Here is a 16,604-nt window from a genome sequence, read left to right as displayed (position 1 = left end):
ATTTTAGATGAATAAAAATTATATATTCTCTATTCTCGGTTTTCTTCTCTTTAGTTTGGGGAATGCCCAGAATTATAAAAAGCCGCTGGTTTCCGCCATCAAAGAAGCTGATCTTAGAAAAGACATGTATGAGCTTGCCGCAGATCAGTTCTGGGGACGTGAGGCAGGAACTTTAGATGAATTAAAAGTATCCATGTGGCTTGCCGATAAAGCCAGGGAAGCCGGGATGAAGCCGGCTGGCGATAATGGTACTTTTTTCCAGTTTTTTGATATGTACAGGCATCAGGTGATTCCTCAAAGCAGTTTAAAAATTGGTGATAACACCCTTAAGCTGTGGAAAGATTTTCTGGTGGCAGAACCTGTCAATTCTTCTATTGACTCTGAAATAGTCTTTGCCGGGAATACGGAACCTGAAGAACTTTCCAAGTTGAATATCAAAGGAAAAGTTCTTGCTGTAAATGCTTCCGATAAAAATATAGATAAGGAAATGACTCTTTTTGTAAGAAGATATCCCGGATTTGTACGGACCAAATATTACAATAAAGCCTATGAACTGGGAGCCAAAGCAGTTATCTTCATCACCGACGATATTTCTGAAAAAAGCTGGGTTGAAGTTCTTCCACAAATGACAAGAGGAACCTATGGCGTAGAAGGCCTGAGAGAAAAAATCACGAATAACATCCCTGTTTTATGGATCAAAAGAGAACATGCAGACTGGGTAAAAAATAATCCTAAAATCTCTCTCAACCTGATCACAGAAACCTATAAATACCCTTCAGTAAATATCATAGGTAAAATTGAAGGCACAGACCCCAGGCTTAAAGAGGAATATGTTCTGTTGAGCGGACATCAGGATCATGACGGAATCAGGCATCCCGTAAAAAATGATACGATTTACAACGGTGCAGATGATAATGCCAGCACCTGTGTTGCCATGCTGGCCATGGCCAGAGCCTACAAAAAACAGCCCGGAAAAAGAAGCATTTTATTTGTTTTTCATGGCGCAGAAGAAAGAGGATTACTGGGCTCCAGGTGGCATGCCGCTCATCCGGTAGTTCCGAAAGAAAAAATTGTTGCAGTGCTGAACGGTGATATGATCGGAAGAAATGATAATAATGAAGCTGCCCTTCTGGGTGGAAATGCACCCCACAAAAACTCTGAAGAACTTGTAAAAATGGCTGAGGAAGCCAATAATGAAAGTACCAAGTTCAAATACCTGAAAGATTGGGATTCTCCGAATCATGCAGAGTATTTCTATTTCCGAAGTGACCATCTGCCCTACGCGAAAATCGGTATTCCTGCCCTATTTTTCACCAGCGTGCTGCACGATCAGTACCATACCCCGCAGGATGAATCCGAGAACATCAACTACAAAAAGCTTTATAAAATGACGGAATGGATGTACAGAACATCCTGGAAAGTAGCCAATGAGGCGGAACGTCCGAAAGTTATTTCTAATTTTACGCTTGAAAGATAAAGTTTCGGCGGCCCGAATGGGCCGCCGAAACTTTATTGTCATTGCGAGGAGCATAGCGACGAAGCAATCTTTTATTCTCTAATCTTCATTCAAATAACTTCACGTCCGGGTTTATAATGATGTAGAGATTTAATATTATTCTTTTGTCCTGAAACAAAAGAACCAAAAGTTCAAGACCAGAAAACTTCCGCTAAAAATGAATCCTGTTCTCTAAAAATTCTAAAACTTGCGCAGTAGCAATCTATGTTAAGAATCAAATAAAGTCCTGCGCTTCGGACAGTAGAATTTTCTTAACGTTCACAAAATTCATTTTCTTAACGCTCCATTTTCCGATGTCGATATTGCCACTGTTGTAAAGACCACCATCAAAATATCTGTGGTAATCCTTAAAACCTGCAGCTCAAAAATCTGCGTAATCTGCAAAATCTGTGAGAGACATAAATATTCTTTTGTCTTGAAATAAAAGAATCAAAAGTTCAAGACCGGGAAACTTCCGCTAAAAATGAATCCTGTTCTCTAAAAATTCTAAAACTCGTGCGGATTCAATATTGTTGCTTCGGTTCAATGATGGTGCCGCACTCAAACAGTAGAATTTTCTTAACGTTCACAAAATTCATTTTCTTAACGCTCCATTTTCCGATGTCGATATTGCCACTGTTGTAAAGACCACTATCAAAATATCTGTGGTAATCCTTAAAACCTGCAGCTCAAAAATCTGCGTAATCTGCAAAATCTGTGAGAGACATAAATATTCTTTTGTCTTGAAATAAAAGAATCAAAAGTTCAAGACCGGGAAACTTCCGCTAAAAATGAATCCTGTTCTCTAAAAATTCTAAAACTCGTGCGGATTCAATATTGTTGCTTCGGTTGAATGATGGTGCCGCACTCAAACAGTAGAATTTTCTTAACGTTCACAAAATTCATTTTCTTAACGCTCCATTTTCCGATGTCGATATTGCCACTGTTGCAAAAATTATCCTCAAAACATCTGTACCAATCCTTAAAATCTGTAGCTCAAAAAATCTGTGTAATCTGCAAAATCTGCGTAATCTGTAAAATCCGCGAGAGACATAAATACATAATAATTAATCAGTTCAAATTTTTAAATAAGCAGATTCATCAAAGCCGGATCATTATTCAGGTAATTGACAAAAAAATCATGCTTCTTCATATTATTGAACAGTGGCGTAAAATCCTCACTCTGTTTCAATCCGATTCCCACCACAGCAATCCCCTTCTCTTTTGAATTTTTTTGCGTGTATTCAAAAAAAGTAATATCATCATTGGGTCCCAGAACATTCAGAACAAAGTTCTTCAGAGCTCCCGGACGCTGGGCAAACCTTACGAGGAAATAATGTTTCAAACCTGCATATAAAAGAGCTTTTTCTTTGATCTCTTCCATCCGGGTGATATCATTATTGCTTCCACTGATAATACACACTACATTTTTCCCTTTAATCAGATCTCCATATTTTTTCAAAGCTGCCACCGACAGGGCTCCGGCGGGTTCTACCACTACAGCATCTTTATTATAGAGGAAAAGAATGGTTTCACATACCATTCCTTCATCCACAACAGCCATTTCATAGAGTACATTTTTGCAATGTTCAAAATTAAGATCACCTACTTTCTGCACTGCAGCACCATCTACAAAACGACTTATTTTTTCAAGAAGAACCGGTTTTCCGTTTTCCAGTGCTTTTTTCATACTGGCTGCTGCAGAAGGTTCTACTCCGATAATCCTTGTCTGTGGAGACAATTCCCGGAATACCGTACAAATTCCAGCAGCCAGGCCACCACCACCTATAGGAACAAAAAGATAATCTACAGGTTCGTCCGACTGTTCAAGAATTTCTAAAGCAACTGTAGCCTGACCGTCAATAATATCCTGATCATCAAACGGATGAATAAATATCCCTTGCTTATCACGGCAAAACTCCAACGCAGCATCTTTTGCTTCATCAAAAGTATCCCCATAAAGAACAATATCTATAAAATCGCCCCCAAACATTTTTACCTGTTCCAGTTTCTGTCCCGGAGTAGGTAAAGGCATAAAAATAGTTCCTTTCACCTTCATGGTATTGCAGGCAAAAGCCACTCCCTGGGCATGATTCCCTGCACTGGCACAAACCACGCCTTTTGCAAGGTCTTCCGGAGACATCACGGCCATTTTATTGTAAGCTCCCCTGATTTTGTAGGATCTCACCTGCTGCAGATCTTCTCTTTTAAAGCTTATTTTTGCCTCATAAATACCGGACAGATTGTTATTCATGGCCAAAGGGGTTCTCACGACTACATTTCTGAGTCTCCGGGCTGCCTTATAAACATTGTTCAGCACAGAAGGATACGTTTCTTCTTTCATCATAGTTGGTGGATTAATTGTTCTCCGGTCTGAGGCTGCGGACGGTCTTCCCTGCTCTCCACATTTCACTTTCCCTAAGCTCTGTAAGCTCAACTTCAAGTTTTTCCCTGTAATCAGGTTTACTGTTGCTGTCGATGGATCGCTGGGCCTCGTCACCTTTTGCCACGCTGTCATACAGTTCTTCAAACAATGGAGAAGTGGCATCCCTGAAACGTTTCCACCAGTCCAGCGCTCCTCTTTGGGCAGTGGTGCTGCAGTTGGCATACATCCAGTCCATTCCGTTTTCTGCAACCAAAGGCATTAATGATTGGGTCAATTCTTCTACGGTTTCGTTAAAGGCTTCAGAAGGGCTGTGCCCGTTTTTCCTTAAAACATCGTATTGTGCTGCAAATATTCCCTGTACGGCTCCCATTAGTGTTCCTCTTTCTCCTGCAAGATCGCTGAATACTTCTTTTTTAAAGTCTGTTTCAAATAAATAACCGCTTCCTATGGCTATTCCCAACGCGGTTACTCTTTCCCTTGCCTTTCCCGTAGCATCCTGATATACGGCAAAACTGCTGTTCAGTCCGCGGTCCTGTAAGAACATTCTTCTTAATGAAGTCCCTGATCCTTTTGGAGCCACCAGAAACACATCAACCTCTGCGGGAGGAACAATTCCGGTACGTTCATTAAAGGTAATTCCGAAACCATGGGAGAAATATAAAGCTTTTCCGGGGGTAAGATGCTGCTTTACTTTCGGCCAGTATTCAATCTGGGCCGCATCACTTAAGAGATAGCAGATAATGGTTCCTTTTTGCAGAGCTTCTTCTATTTCGAACAATGTTTCTCCAGGTACAAATCCATCCGCCAATGCCTTATCCCAGGATTTTGAGTTTTTCCTCTGGCCAACAATTACATTAATCCCATTGTCTTTCTGGTTAAGTGCCTGTCCCGGCCCCTGTACTCCATAACCGATCACGGCTACAACCTCATCTTTCAATACTTCCTGAGCCTTCTGCAATGGAAATTCCTCTCTTGTTACTACATTTTCTTCTACTCCGCCAAAATTCAATTTTGCCATTTCTTTAATTTTTTTATTGTTGTTAATGATTTATTCTTAGTTTGATTTTTGATCAGCTTGCATGTACAATGGCTGTCAGATATGGATTTTTGTGATAATGAACTTCCAGAACATCGACCTGTTTCTCCATCTGTTGTGTAATCTTCCTTACAGATTCTTCCGGTTCCCTGATAATGATCACAAATTTTTTCACATTTTCAATCTCAGAAGGTCCTGCATTGAAATTCACAATAGAAATCCTTCTCCTTGAAAAAATAGCATTGATTCTGCCAATCAGCCCCAGATAATCTTCTGTGTAGGCTGTTATCGTGTATTCCCTGTTTTCTGAATTCATCTTTTTCCTATTTATATTGTTATGTCTTATTGTTGGTCAGTACAATTTCTGAAACACTTTTCCCCTGAGGAATCATCGGGAAAACATTATGTTCCTTTCCTGTCATTACTTCAAGAAGAAAAGCCCCTTTATGATGAAGCATTTCACTAAGACCGGCTTCCAGTTCTTCCCTTTCTTCAATTCTTTTTCCCGGAATACGATAACCTTTGGCCACCTGTACAAAATCCGGACTCTGAATATCTACTGAAGAATATCTTTCTTCATGAAACAATTCCTGCCATTGTCTTACCATTCCCAGATAGCAGTTATTCAGAATTAAAATCTTGACATCAGGCTCGTACTGCATCAGTGTTCCCAGCTCCTGAATATTCATCTGAGCGCCTCCGTCTCCCATCACCGCAATAACCTGCCGGCCGGTTCCTCCATAAGCTGCTCCTATTGCAGCTGGAAGACAAAATCCCATAGTTCCCAATCCGCCGCTGGTAATATTACTTCTGGAATGGTTGAAACTTGAGTATCTGCAGGTTGCCATCTGATGCTGCCCGACATCGCTGACAATTACAGCTTCGCCTTTTGTCATCTCGTTCAGATGGCGGATCACCTCTCCCATTGTAATTTCACCTTCTGAAGGATGCAGTTCGCGACTAATCAGCTGGTGGTGCTCAATTTCATAGCAATCTTTAAATTTCTGATGCCAGTCTGCATGTTCTCTTTCTTTTATGAACCGGGTAAGAACAGGCAAGGTTTCTTTACAGTTTCCAAGAATGGGCACTTCAACTTTTACATTTTTATTGATTTCCGCTTTGTCAATATCTAAATGAATAATTCTGGCCTGTCTGGCATACTGGTCCAGCTTCCCGGTTACGCGGTCATCAAAACGCATCCCTACTGCAATCAAAACATCGCATTCATTGGTAAGAATATTCGGTCCGTAATTTCCATGCATCCCTACCATTCCTACTGCCTGTGGGTGATCAGTTGGAATAGCACTCATTCCCAGGACAGTCCACGCTACGGGAATCCCTGATTTTTCTGCAAACTGCAAGAATTCTTTTTCTGCGTTTCCAAGCATAATCCCCTGACCTGCAATAATAAAAGGTCGTTCCGCATTATTGATCAGCATACTTGCTTTTTCAATATTTTCTATCTCGGGAACAGGATCCGGCCTGTAGCTCCGCAAGGAATTGCAAGGGGTATATTCTCTATATAACACCTTCTGCAGCTGGGCATTTTTTGTAATATCTATCACTACCGGACCGGGTCTTCCCGATCTTGCAATGTAAAATGCTTTTGCCAGTACTTCAGAAAGTTCATCTGCATCGGTGATCTGGTAACTCCATTTTGTAACGGGGCTGGTTACATTCATCACATCAATTTCCTGAAATGCATCAGTTCCCAAAAGGTGTTCAAAAACCTGCCCTGTAATGCATACAATAGGAGTATTATCAAGTAAAGCATCGGCCAAACCAGTCACAAGGTTGGTGGCTCCGGGACCGCTGGTAGCCAGCACCACGCCTACTTCTCCTGATACTCTTGCAAATCCCTGCGCCGCATGAACCGCCCCTTGTTCATGGCGGACCAGAATGTGTTCCAACTGATCTTTGTAATCGTAAAGGGCATCATAAATCGGAATAATAGCTCCTCCCGGATATCCGAATATCGTTTTTACCCCTTCCTGAAGAAAGGCTTCAAGGATGATCCGGCTTCCACTGATTTCTTTTTCTCTGGATACATTTAGATTCTTCATTTTGTTCTATTAAGTGATTTCGTCTGTTACACAGCCTTCAGCAGCTGATGATACGGTAAGTGCATATTTGTAAAGCAATCCTTTTTTTACTTTGAGTTCAGGTTTTTGCCATCCCTTTTTTCTCTCCAGTATTTCTTCTTCGGAAACTTTCAGCTGTATGGTATTGTTTACGGCGTCTATTTCAATCAGGTCGTTATCTTTTACAAAAGCGATGAGGCCGCCTTCATACGCTTCGGGAGTAATGTGCCCCACCACAAAGCCATGGGTTCCGCCACTGAACCGCCCATCGGTAATTAAAGCCACGCTTCCGCCCAGACCTGCTCCGATCAGGGCACTTGTTGGTTTCAGCATTTCCGGCATTCCGGGGGCTCCTTTTGGGCCTTCATGTCGGATTACAATAACGTCTCCGTGTTGTACCCTTCCATTTTCAATTCCTTTGATCAGGTCTTTTTCTCCGTCAAATACTCTTGCTTTTCCTGAAAATTTTTCGCCTTCTTTTCCTGTTATTTTGGCTACACTTCCTTTCTCTGCGAGGTTGCCATACAGGATTCTGAGATGTCCTGTTTCTTTGATAGGGTCTGATAAGGGTCTGATGATCTTCTGTGTTGTAAAATCTAGTCCCTGTACATCTTCAAGATTTTCAGCGATGGTTTTTCCGGTAACGGTCAGGCAGTCGCCATGCAATAGTCCTTCTTCCAGCAGGTATTTCATTACGGCAGGTGTTCCGCCATGCCCATGAAGGTCCTGCATCAGGTATTTCCCACTTGGTTTAAGATCAGCCAGCACCGGTGTACAGTCGCTCATTTTCTGGAAATCATCTTGAGTTATCGTAACTCCGACACTTTTTGCCATGGCTATAAAATGAAGAACGGCATTGGTGCTTCCTCCTAAAATGACAATGAGGCGAAGTGCATTTTCAAAGGCTTTACGGGTCATTATATCCGACGGTTTGATGTCTTTCTCAAGCAGTAATTTGATATATTTTCCTGCTTCAAGGCATTCATTCTGTTTTTCTTTGCTCAATGCAGGATTCGATGATGAATACGGAAGACTCATTCCCAATGCTTCAATGGCAGAAGACATGGTGTTGGCCGTATACATTCCTCCGCAAGCCCCTGCACCGGGGCAGGAATTTTTAATCACGCCGTTAAAATCTTCTTCTGAAATTTCTCCGGCTATTTTTTTTCCTAAGGCCTCAAAGGCAGAAACAATATTAAGTGGTTCATTTTTATAACACCCCGGAGCTATCGTTCCACCGTACACCATAATTGAAGGCCTGTCCAGTCTGCCCATCGCGATAATAGTTCCCGGCATATTTTTGTCACAACCCGGTAATGCGATAATTCCGTCGTAGTATTGTGCCCCGCAGATGGCTTCAATACTGTCTGCAATAACATCACGGCTCACCAGTGAATAGCGCATGCCGTCTGTACCATTGCTCATTCCATCGCTTACCCCTATCGTATTGAAGATCAAACCCGCAAGACCATGATCCCAGGTTCCTTTTTTGACAACTTTAGCAAGATCGTTGAGATGCATATTGCAGGTATTCCCATCGTAGCCCATACTGGCAATCCCGATCTGGGCCTTCTGCATATCTTCTTCTGTAAAGCCTATTCCATAAAGCATTGCTTTTGCAGCAGGCTGTTCGCTGTTTTGTGTGAATGTTTTTGAATATTTATTTAACATATAATCCTGCATTTACTGTTCTTATCATATTTCAGTGTAGTATCAAAAATTTCAGTTTTTCCTGAATCCATAATGGAAGTTTTTTATTTAATTTTGGTCCAAAGCTATAGCTTGTAATATATTTTTCATTTTCGCTTTTAAGAAAAATACAATATTCAATCATTAAAAATGTAGATATATTTAATTGACAATCAAATATTTACAATCTAAAAATTTACAATGACAGAAGTCTTATCCGCTTCAGATATGCCTGTTGTACTTTGTTACTTGCCGTATCTTTCCATTCCCTGGTGAAAGGAACATCATCCAAAGAATCCAACGCTACGATTTCAGCTGCTGTACCACAGAAAAAAGCAGCATCGGCACCTCTCATTTCTTCAGGTTTAAAGAAGCTTTCTTTAACGGGAATATTCAGTTCGCTGCATATTTCAAACACCGTCTGCCTTGTAATGCCTGGCAATATATTTCCTTTTGCAGGGGTAAATAATGTTCCATCCTTTTCGTAAAATATATTGGCTCCTGAACTTTCAGCCACATTTCCGTTTTCATCAAGCAACAGGGCTTCATCATAACCTTTGTCTTTAGCATCCTGACAGGCGAGAATAGAATTAACGTAATGTCCGCCTACTTTGGCCTCCACTTTAAAGGCTTTAGGATTCGGGCGCTGAAAAGCTGAAGTCATGATTTTCATTTTGTCTGCGAGATAGCCGTTGCTCCATTCCCAGGCAAGCAGGGACAGATAGGATTCTTTTCCTTTTGAAAGTGACATATTGGGAGAACAGGTTACGAGCGGCCGGATATAAGCATCACTGAATCCATTGCGTTCTAAAAGTTCATAGGTAAGGTCTTTAAGTTGGGAAACTGAATAATGAAATGGAATATGCATGAGCTCTGCCGATCTTTTAAGTCTTTCATAATGCTCTTCTGCCTTAAAGATCCTGGTTCCCTGATCGGTGCGATAGGATTTTATGCCTTCAAAAACGGAATAACCATAATGCAGGGATTGCCCGTAAAGGTCCGTCCCAGCTTCGCTTGCCTTGAGAAAATTTCCATTAAAATACACGATAGTGTTGTCGCTGTAATACATTGTATAGGGTTTAAAAAAATTAACAAAAAGGAATAAAAAAAGCCCTCTCACGATGTGAGAGGGCCCAGATATGTACGGTCACATTCTATCCTTCTCACACACGCAAGGGAATAATAATGACGATAATAATTACTGCTAATAACTGATTCATAATTTCTGAAATAAAAAAAGCCGTTTCAATATGAAACGGCTTCTATATAATTTAAATTAAAATATTTTACAATGCCGTTTCTTTACTGCTGTTAATAACAACAATAATAGTAGAAATGACCATAATATTTTTCTGATTCGTAAAATTCATACTGCAAATGTATAAACTTTTAATTATTACGCAAGCTTTTTTAACGCTTTTTATTTTTTTCACAAAATTGTCTGATCGTATGCGCTGCTTCGGCGACATCATGTACTCTTAAAATCCGGGCCCCCTGTTCCAAAACTTTCATATGGAGCTTCTGGGTTTCTTCATTAATGTCCATAGGGGATTTCCCAAGTGGTTTATAGATAAATGATTTTCTTGAAATACCTATCAATAAAGGAAATTTGTCAAACCCCAAATACTTAGTTTCACCGATCATTTTCATCTGATCCTCTACTGTTTTTCCAAAGCCAAACCCTGGATCAAGAATTATATCTTTTACTCCTTTTTCAAGAAGTTCACTCGTTTTTTTGGAAAAATAACGGTTGACTTGGAGGGTAATATCTTCAAATTTTATTTTATCGTGCATGGTTTCATAAGATGGGTTTACATGCATCAGAATGTAGGGAAGCTTTGTTTCAGCTGCTGTATCAAACATTTTAGGGTCAAACTGTCCTCCGGAAATATCATTAATGATATCAACTCCTTCATTAAATCCGAATGTTACGGTTTCTGAATAGAAGGTATCAAGCGAAATCAATGCTTGTGGAAATTCTTCCTTAATCTGAGAAATGATGCTTCCTATTCTTTCTATTTCTTGTTTGCTGCTCAGAAATTCAGCATGAGGACGGGTAGATTGCGGTCCGATATCAATGATCTCTGCCCCCTCTTTCAAAAGCTTTTCAGCATGCTTCAATGCTGATTTTTCACTGTTAAATTTTCCACCATCGGAGAATGAATCCGGTGTCAGATTCAGAATTCCCATGATTTTTGGAGTATCCAGCTGCACCAGTTTGCCATTGCAGTTGATGGAGTGATGCTGTGTGGATGGGTTGAAGGGTTGAAGAGTTGGAGGGTTGGAGAGCATGTTGATGAGTGATAAATGATGATTGATGATTGATCTGTATTCTGCAAAATTACTACTTATTGGGGAATGAGGGCTGCTATTTTTTAGTTGCTGGTTATTAGTTGTTAAAAAGTTTTTCGTTTAAGGAGTTTGAACTATGAAAATTAAAACTTTAAACCTTGAACCTTGAACTTTAAATATCAAACTTTGAACATTACGATTGAAATACTGCTTCTATTCCCTAAGCCGGCAACCAAAAGCTCAAAAACCAGCAACTCCAAAACCCTAACCCCCTCAAACTCTCCCACCCCAAAACACAAAACGCAAAACACGATCAAACGTTGACAAAAATCAATCCCTGATTCCTGCTACCTAAAACCTAATTCGTATATTTGGAAGATTAAGAAAATTTATGTCAGAAACATCAGTACAGTTCGGGAAAATTATCAGTCAGTGCCGTGATCTTTTCAGCAAAAAATTACAGGATTACGGGGCAGCATGGAGGGTTTTGAGACCCAGCTCCATTACGGACCAGATTTACATTAAAGTGAACAGGATCCGTACGCTGCAGATGACGGATAAAAAAATGGTGGATGAAAGTGAAGAGGATGAATTTATTGCGATTGTGAATTATTCCATCATCGGACTTATTCAGCTTGAAAAAGGTCTTTCCAATGATTTCAATGAAAATAAGGAAGAAATTTTAAGCCTTTATGATCAATATGCTCATGAAGCCCAGGCTTTAATGGAAAGAAAAAATCATGATTACGGTGAAGCGTGGAGGGATATGAGAATTTCTTCCATTACCGATCTTATTTATCAGAAGGTACTGAGAACGAAGCAGATCGAGGATAACCAGGGGAAAACTATTGTTTCCGAAGGCCTGGATGCCAACTATTTCGATATGCTGAACTATGCCGTTTTCTGCCTGATCAAGTTCTCTGAAAAAGAACAAACTTCCGAATCCAAAAAATAATTAATATGATCAAAGGTTTATTACGTTTCATTATTGCTGTTATATTCATTCTTTCAGGCTTCGTAAAGGCAGTGGACCTGGTAGGATTTTCTTTCAAGATGGAAGAATATTTTGCGCCGCCGGTTTTCAATATGCCATTCCTGGAAAAATTTGCGCTTCTGTTCTCGGTTATTGTGGTCGTACTGGAGCTTTTCTTAGGATTTATGCTGCTGCTGAAACTGAAGCTTAAGTTCACGCTTTCAGCATTAATTGCACTTTGTATCTTTTTTGGATTTCTTACGTTCTATTCTGCCTATTTCAACGTGGTAACGGACTGCGGGTGTTTTGGTGATGCCATAAAGTTTACCCCATGGCAGAGTTTTATTAAGGATATTGTGCTTCTTGCAGGCCTTATTATTCTGTTTATCCTTTATAGAAAAGAATTTACTAAAAAGGATGCTTACGCAAGTACTGCAAAGGAATCTTCAGGTAAGTTTAAATATATTCTTTTAGGTCTTTTTTCTGTGATCATGATCTACATTATGGCTCAGGGAATTATGCATGAGCCGGTTATTGATTTCCGTGATTACAAGGTAGGCACCGATATTAAAGCTGAAAAGGCAAAAATCAATAAGAATCCTTCTGAATACAAGACTTTTTATTCGCTTAAAAACCAAAAAACCGGAGAGGTTCTGAAGGTCAATCAGGATGATTACATCAAAGAAACAAAATACTGGTCGGAAGGTTCTCCCTGGAAAATTGAGGAAGGGAAAAATGAATCTGTTCTGACGAAAGAGGGCTATAAATCGGAAATCGGAAAGTTCAAAATTGAAGATCCTACAGGAATGGAAATTACGGACGATATCATCAATGCACCAAAAGCCGTGCTTGTGTTTTCTTATCATCCGAAAGAGGTTTCTGCGGATCTTATCCGGGAGGTTGAAGCCAAAGTGAATGCTCAGAAAGGAGCTGTCATCTATGGTATTTCCACGGATAATAATACTTTTAAGACCATTAAAAATGCTATGATGGACGGAACCGCAATTAAAACGATTGCGAGAAGCAATCCATTCGTCCTGACACTGGAAAAGGGAAAAATTGTAGATAAACAGCCTGCAAAAGACTACATCAAATAAAGTTATGGAAAAGAACTTCACTTATATCAATGAACATTACATTACTGAGGATAATATATGTGATATGACAGGGATAACCAAGGATGAACTTAATACACTCATTCAAAAACAATTGGTTCCTGATGCTTCTTATACTGTTAACCGAACGATCAAAATAACCTCGCCTCTTAATGATGAATTTGAAAGTGAAATCACCAACAGGTATTTCAGCAAAAACTGCATTGCATTGATAGAAGAACACAAAAATCTCAATGATGCCCTGCAATATAAGGCCGAATTCAAACAAAAATTTATTCAGGACCTGATGAAACATCCTGATAAACATTTCGCCTATCATCAAAGTTCAGAGGATGATTTCAGGGATGAGGAAAAAATTAATTCAATTTTTGAAGAAGAATGGGAAGCTTATTGCAACGGAATTTACGGAATATGCACCTTGCATTCAAGTGTGGAAGACATTGTCAATAAAGAAGTTATTGTAAAAAAATTAATACAATTCAATTCAATATTTTCCCAAAGGACACTCAGTCCCGAAGAAAAGGAACAGCTTATCCAATTAAATGAGGAATTTAATGCAGTAGCTGCCAGTTTTGCTCCTTATCAAAGGGAAACAAGCAGCAGAGGAAAGTATCTCGACAGGATTTTAGAAAAAAATAATTTAGATCATTTAATAAAGAATTACTCATATGCAAAAATCAAATAAATCAATCGCCGGTTATCACCTTTTAATGATCCTTTCTTCTGTAGACGGGGAATTTGCTCCTGAGGAAGGAATGCTGATTCAGCAGTATATGGCAGACGAGTTTCCGTTCAGAATGAATCTTGACAATGAACTGGAAATACTGGCTCTTCTACAGCCCGAGGAATGGAAAGATCACTTTGAGTTCCATGCCAGATGCTTCCATGACGACTCTACGGAAGAGGAACGCGTAAAGTTTGCCCAATTTGCCAAAACACTGATCAAAGCTGATAATAAGGTAACCGATGAGGAGCATACTTTCTACAAGCTTTTGAAAAATATGTGGAATTTAGCATAGAAAATTCAGGAAGGTTTGATTACCTGAAAGAATTAACAAATAATAGACAGCAGATTGTTATGCTATTAAATGAATCTGCAGACAATATCAATAAATAACTTTAATAAGACTATGAGAAGAAAAATAGTTGCAGGAAACTGGAAAATGAACAAAAATGTCATTGACGCCCAACAGTTAATGATTCAATTACTGAGCTATAAAAACAATAACACCACAAACTGCGAAGTATGGATTGCGCCGCCTTCTTTATATTTAATGATGGCCAAAGATATCTTCGAAAAAGATGAGATCGGTGTATTTTCTCAGGATATGAGCGAGCATGAAAGCGGTGCTTACACTGGTGAGATTTCAGCAGATATGCTGGAATCTATCGATGTAACCGGTTCACTGATCGGCCACTCAGAAAGAAGACAGTATCACGGTGAAACGGATTCCCACTGCAACAGAAAAATCAAATTAGCTCTTGATAAAGGACTGATCCCTGTATACTGTAACGGTGAAACTCTTGAACAGAGAAAAGCGGGACAGCATTTTGAAGTAGTAAAAAACCAGACTGAGGTTGCTCTTTTCACCCTTTCTGCTGAAGAGATCAAAAAAGTAGTGATTGCTTACGAACCTGTTTGGGCAATCGGTACGGGTGAAACGGCTACTCCGGAGCAGGCTCAGGAGATCCACGCCCATATCAGAAGCATTATTGCTGCAAAATACGGACAGGAAGTTGCTGATGAAGTTTCTATCCTTTACGGAGGTTCTGTGAAGCCTGATAACGCTAAAGAAATTTTCTCCCAGCCTGATATTGATGGTGGATTAATCGGGGGCGCAGCTTTAAAACTGGAGGATTTTTCTAAAATTATTGAGGGATTTAATTCGTAAACTTTGGCTAAGGCCCATTCCTATTGAATATTTTACAAACCCATACAATCAAAAACGGCGGCATCTTCGATGCCGCCGTTTTCTTTAAAAAATCTAATTATTGAATATCGACTACATACATTGTTCCTTTATCTACTTTCCCGGTTTTAGGAAGGATCTTGGCTTTCGGATTTCCGTTCCCGTCGTCTAAGATCCCAAAATCATCATCATTGAAGACTGCCAGTTTATTATTTCCCAAATAAACAATGCCTTCAAATTTATCATGCTCATAGCCTAATTTTGCAACCAGGTCTACTGCTAAAACTTTGGACACCGGTTTTATGCCTGCATTGGCAATTTCATCCCAGGTCGATTGTTCCAGCGTTTTATTATTGATTTTCATCCCGTCTACAGCTGTAATATCGGTTCCGTTGACATCTGAAGCACCGGCTATATTGATCCTGTATACCTTTTTGGTACCACCCTGCGATCCGAAGTTGCCGTCTCTTTCGATGACCAGGAATTCTGTATTGCTGATCGCTGTAATATCACATACCGAATCTGAACCGCCACCGTTTTGCTTGTACAGATACTGTTTGGTTTGTCCGGTTGCAATATCGAAAGTAACGATTCTTGTTAAGGTTGTGTTTGTAGCCAAGGCTTTCGTTGGCACATACATGGTAGACTGTATTGTTCCTATCAATGTTTTCCCGTCCGGAGTGATGCACAATCCTTCCATTCCTCTGTTGGCTCTTCTTTTTGCCAGAACAGCAGGCAGTTTTCTTGGTCCGGTATTCACTCCTATCGGGCTTATTCTTTCCAGCTCTACTCCGTCTGCACTATAATGAACGATGTGCGGACCGTATTCATCGGACACCCAAAAAGTTCCGTCTGCTGCAGCTACAATACTCTCACTGTCCAGTCCGTAATTATCCGTTCCTAAAACATTTCCTGATGAATCATAGGCTGTTTCTCCTGTACTTCCCATTCCTGCAGGGTTTGGAAGACCGGTGATTGGTTTGCCTGAAGGATTTTTCAGTTTAATATATTTGATCACTTCAATATTCCCTTCTGCATTGATTTTAAAGTGCATAATGGTTGGGGTAAAATCCGGGGCCGGAAATTTCTTCCCGTTCAGGTAATCTGTATTCGGACCACGATCGGTGATTACATAAAATTCTCCTTTTCTATTCGGATGTGCGGCTGCACCGGAACCGAATCCACCGTTAATGACATCTACTCCATTAATGGTCACCAGATTTGAAAAAGGAAATTCCTGAGGAAGTTTGGCGTAATTGATATCCTGGTTGTTCATTTTGTCGTCTTCTTTACACGATACGAGCGCTGTGAACAGTATAGCGGATAACAGCAGTTTTTTCATATTTACTTTTATGCCGCGAAAATATACATTGATTGTAAACTGATTCTGAATTTAATAATAATTATATTTTAAGAATGTTTCTTGAATATTTTGACTTTTTTAACCACCCCGTCAAAAATTCAAAGAATTTTTGCCACCCCTCCACGGGAGGGGAATTTTGATCCGACGAATTCTGTCATTATGAAAATCAGAGATTTTCATGGAACTTAAGTGATCTTCTGTTTTCAAGCTTTTAACTTCAAAATAACTAAAGTGTAAAAAGATTTTTTATTTCTTTTTTGAATA

The 16,604-nt window shown here is 39.8% G+C and carries 14 protein-coding genes; 6 read left to right on the top strand and 8 right to left on the bottom strand.

Annotation, left to right across the window (positions count from 1 at the left end; all coding sequences use genetic code 11):
- Positions 1-7 precede the first annotated feature (7 nt).
- The gene (locus ACM40_RS14120) at positions 8-1,477 is read left to right on the top strand and encodes a M20/M25/M40 family metallo-hydrolase (protein WP_048503394.1); all 1,470 of its coding nucleotides are present in this window, start codon (positions 8-10) and stop codon (positions 1,475-1,477) included.
- Between the two features lie 1,102 nt (positions 1,478-2,579).
- Here the strand turns inward: ACM40_RS14120 and ilvA are convergent.
- The 7 genes from ilvA to folP form a co-directional block, all read right to left on the bottom strand.
- Entirely contained in the window at positions 2,580-3,842 is a 1,263-nt protein-coding gene (gene ilvA, locus ACM40_RS14115; RefSeq protein ID WP_048503393.1) for a threonine ammonia-lyase IlvA, read from the bottom strand.
- A 10-nt stretch (positions 3,843-3,852) separates the two neighbouring features.
- Complete coding sequence (ilvC, locus tag ACM40_RS14110) at positions 3,853-4,899, bottom strand: ketol-acid reductoisomerase (RefSeq protein WP_048503392.1); 1,047 nt, start codon at positions 4,897-4,899, stop codon at positions 3,853-3,855.
- Positions 4,900-4,951: 52 nt separating this feature from the next.
- The gene (locus tag ACM40_RS14105; RefSeq protein ID WP_053077118.1) at positions 4,952-5,233 is read right to left on the bottom strand and encodes an ACT domain-containing protein; all 282 of its coding nucleotides are present in this window, start codon (positions 5,231-5,233) and stop codon (positions 4,952-4,954) included.
- Positions 5,234-5,252: 19 nt separating this feature from the next.
- On the bottom strand, positions 5,253-6,980 hold the full coding sequence (gene ilvB, locus ACM40_RS14100; protein ID WP_048503391.1) for a biosynthetic-type acetolactate synthase large subunit: 1,728 nt from the start codon (positions 6,978-6,980) through the stop codon (positions 5,253-5,255).
- Between the two features lie 9 nt (positions 6,981-6,989).
- Positions 6,990-8,669: a dihydroxy-acid dehydratase gene (gene ilvD / locus ACM40_RS14095; protein ID WP_185097197.1), complete on the bottom strand. Its 1,680-nt coding sequence runs from the start codon at positions 8,667-8,669 to the stop codon at positions 6,990-6,992.
- A gap of 214 nt (positions 8,670-8,883) precedes the next feature.
- Positions 8,884-9,756 carry a branched-chain-amino-acid transaminase gene (ilvE, locus tag ACM40_RS14090; RefSeq protein WP_048503389.1) on the bottom strand — a complete coding sequence of 291 codons (873 nt, stop codon included), beginning with the start codon at positions 9,754-9,756 and terminating at the stop codon, positions 8,884-8,886.
- A 341-nt stretch (positions 9,757-10,097) separates the two neighbouring features.
- Positions 10,098-10,979 (bottom strand): dihydropteroate synthase, encoded by an 882-nt coding sequence (gene folP, locus ACM40_RS14085; protein ID WP_048503388.1) that lies wholly within the window; start codon positions 10,977-10,979, stop codon positions 10,098-10,100.
- A 391-nt stretch (positions 10,980-11,370) separates the two neighbouring features.
- Here folP and ACM40_RS14080 point away from each other — a divergent pair, with 391 nt between their 5' ends.
- From ACM40_RS14080 to tpiA, 5 genes are all read left to right on the top strand, one after another.
- Positions 11,371-11,934 (top strand): DUF1599 domain-containing protein, encoded by a 564-nt coding sequence (locus tag ACM40_RS14080; protein ID WP_048503387.1) that lies wholly within the window; start codon positions 11,371-11,373, stop codon positions 11,932-11,934.
- A 5-nt stretch (positions 11,935-11,939) separates the two neighbouring features.
- Complete coding sequence (locus tag ACM40_RS14075) at positions 11,940-13,049, top strand: BT_3928 family protein (protein WP_048503386.1); 1,110 nt, start codon at positions 11,940-11,942, stop codon at positions 13,047-13,049.
- Between the two features lie 4 nt (positions 13,050-13,053).
- The gene (locus ACM40_RS14070; protein WP_131705369.1) at positions 13,054-13,752 is read left to right on the top strand and encodes a DUF6058 family natural product biosynthesis protein; all 699 of its coding nucleotides are present in this window, start codon (positions 13,054-13,056) and stop codon (positions 13,750-13,752) included.
- Positions 13,736-14,086: a TerB family tellurite resistance protein gene (locus ACM40_RS14065; protein WP_048503384.1), complete on the top strand. Its 351-nt coding sequence runs from the start codon at positions 13,736-13,738 to the stop codon at positions 14,084-14,086. Before ACM40_RS14070 ends, ACM40_RS14065 begins: the two co-directional genes overlap by 17 nt.
- A 111-nt stretch (positions 14,087-14,197) precedes the next feature.
- Positions 14,198-14,959: a triose-phosphate isomerase gene (tpiA, locus tag ACM40_RS14060; protein WP_048503383.1), complete on the top strand. Its 762-nt coding sequence runs from the start codon at positions 14,198-14,200 to the stop codon at positions 14,957-14,959.
- Between the two features lie 97 nt (positions 14,960-15,056).
- Here tpiA and ACM40_RS14055 read toward each other — a convergent pair whose 3' ends face one another.
- Entirely contained in the window at positions 15,057-16,319 is a 1,263-nt protein-coding gene (locus ACM40_RS14055; RefSeq protein ID WP_048503382.1) for an esterase-like activity of phytase family protein, read from the bottom strand.
- Positions 16,320-16,604: the final 285 nt, after the last annotated feature.

The sequence above is a fragment of the Chryseobacterium sp. BLS98 genome (assembly GCF_001045445.1).
Taxonomy (GTDB): domain Bacteria; phylum Bacteroidota; class Bacteroidia; order Flavobacteriales; family Weeksellaceae; genus Chryseobacterium.
This window is presented reverse-complemented; position numbering and strand designations above follow the sequence as displayed.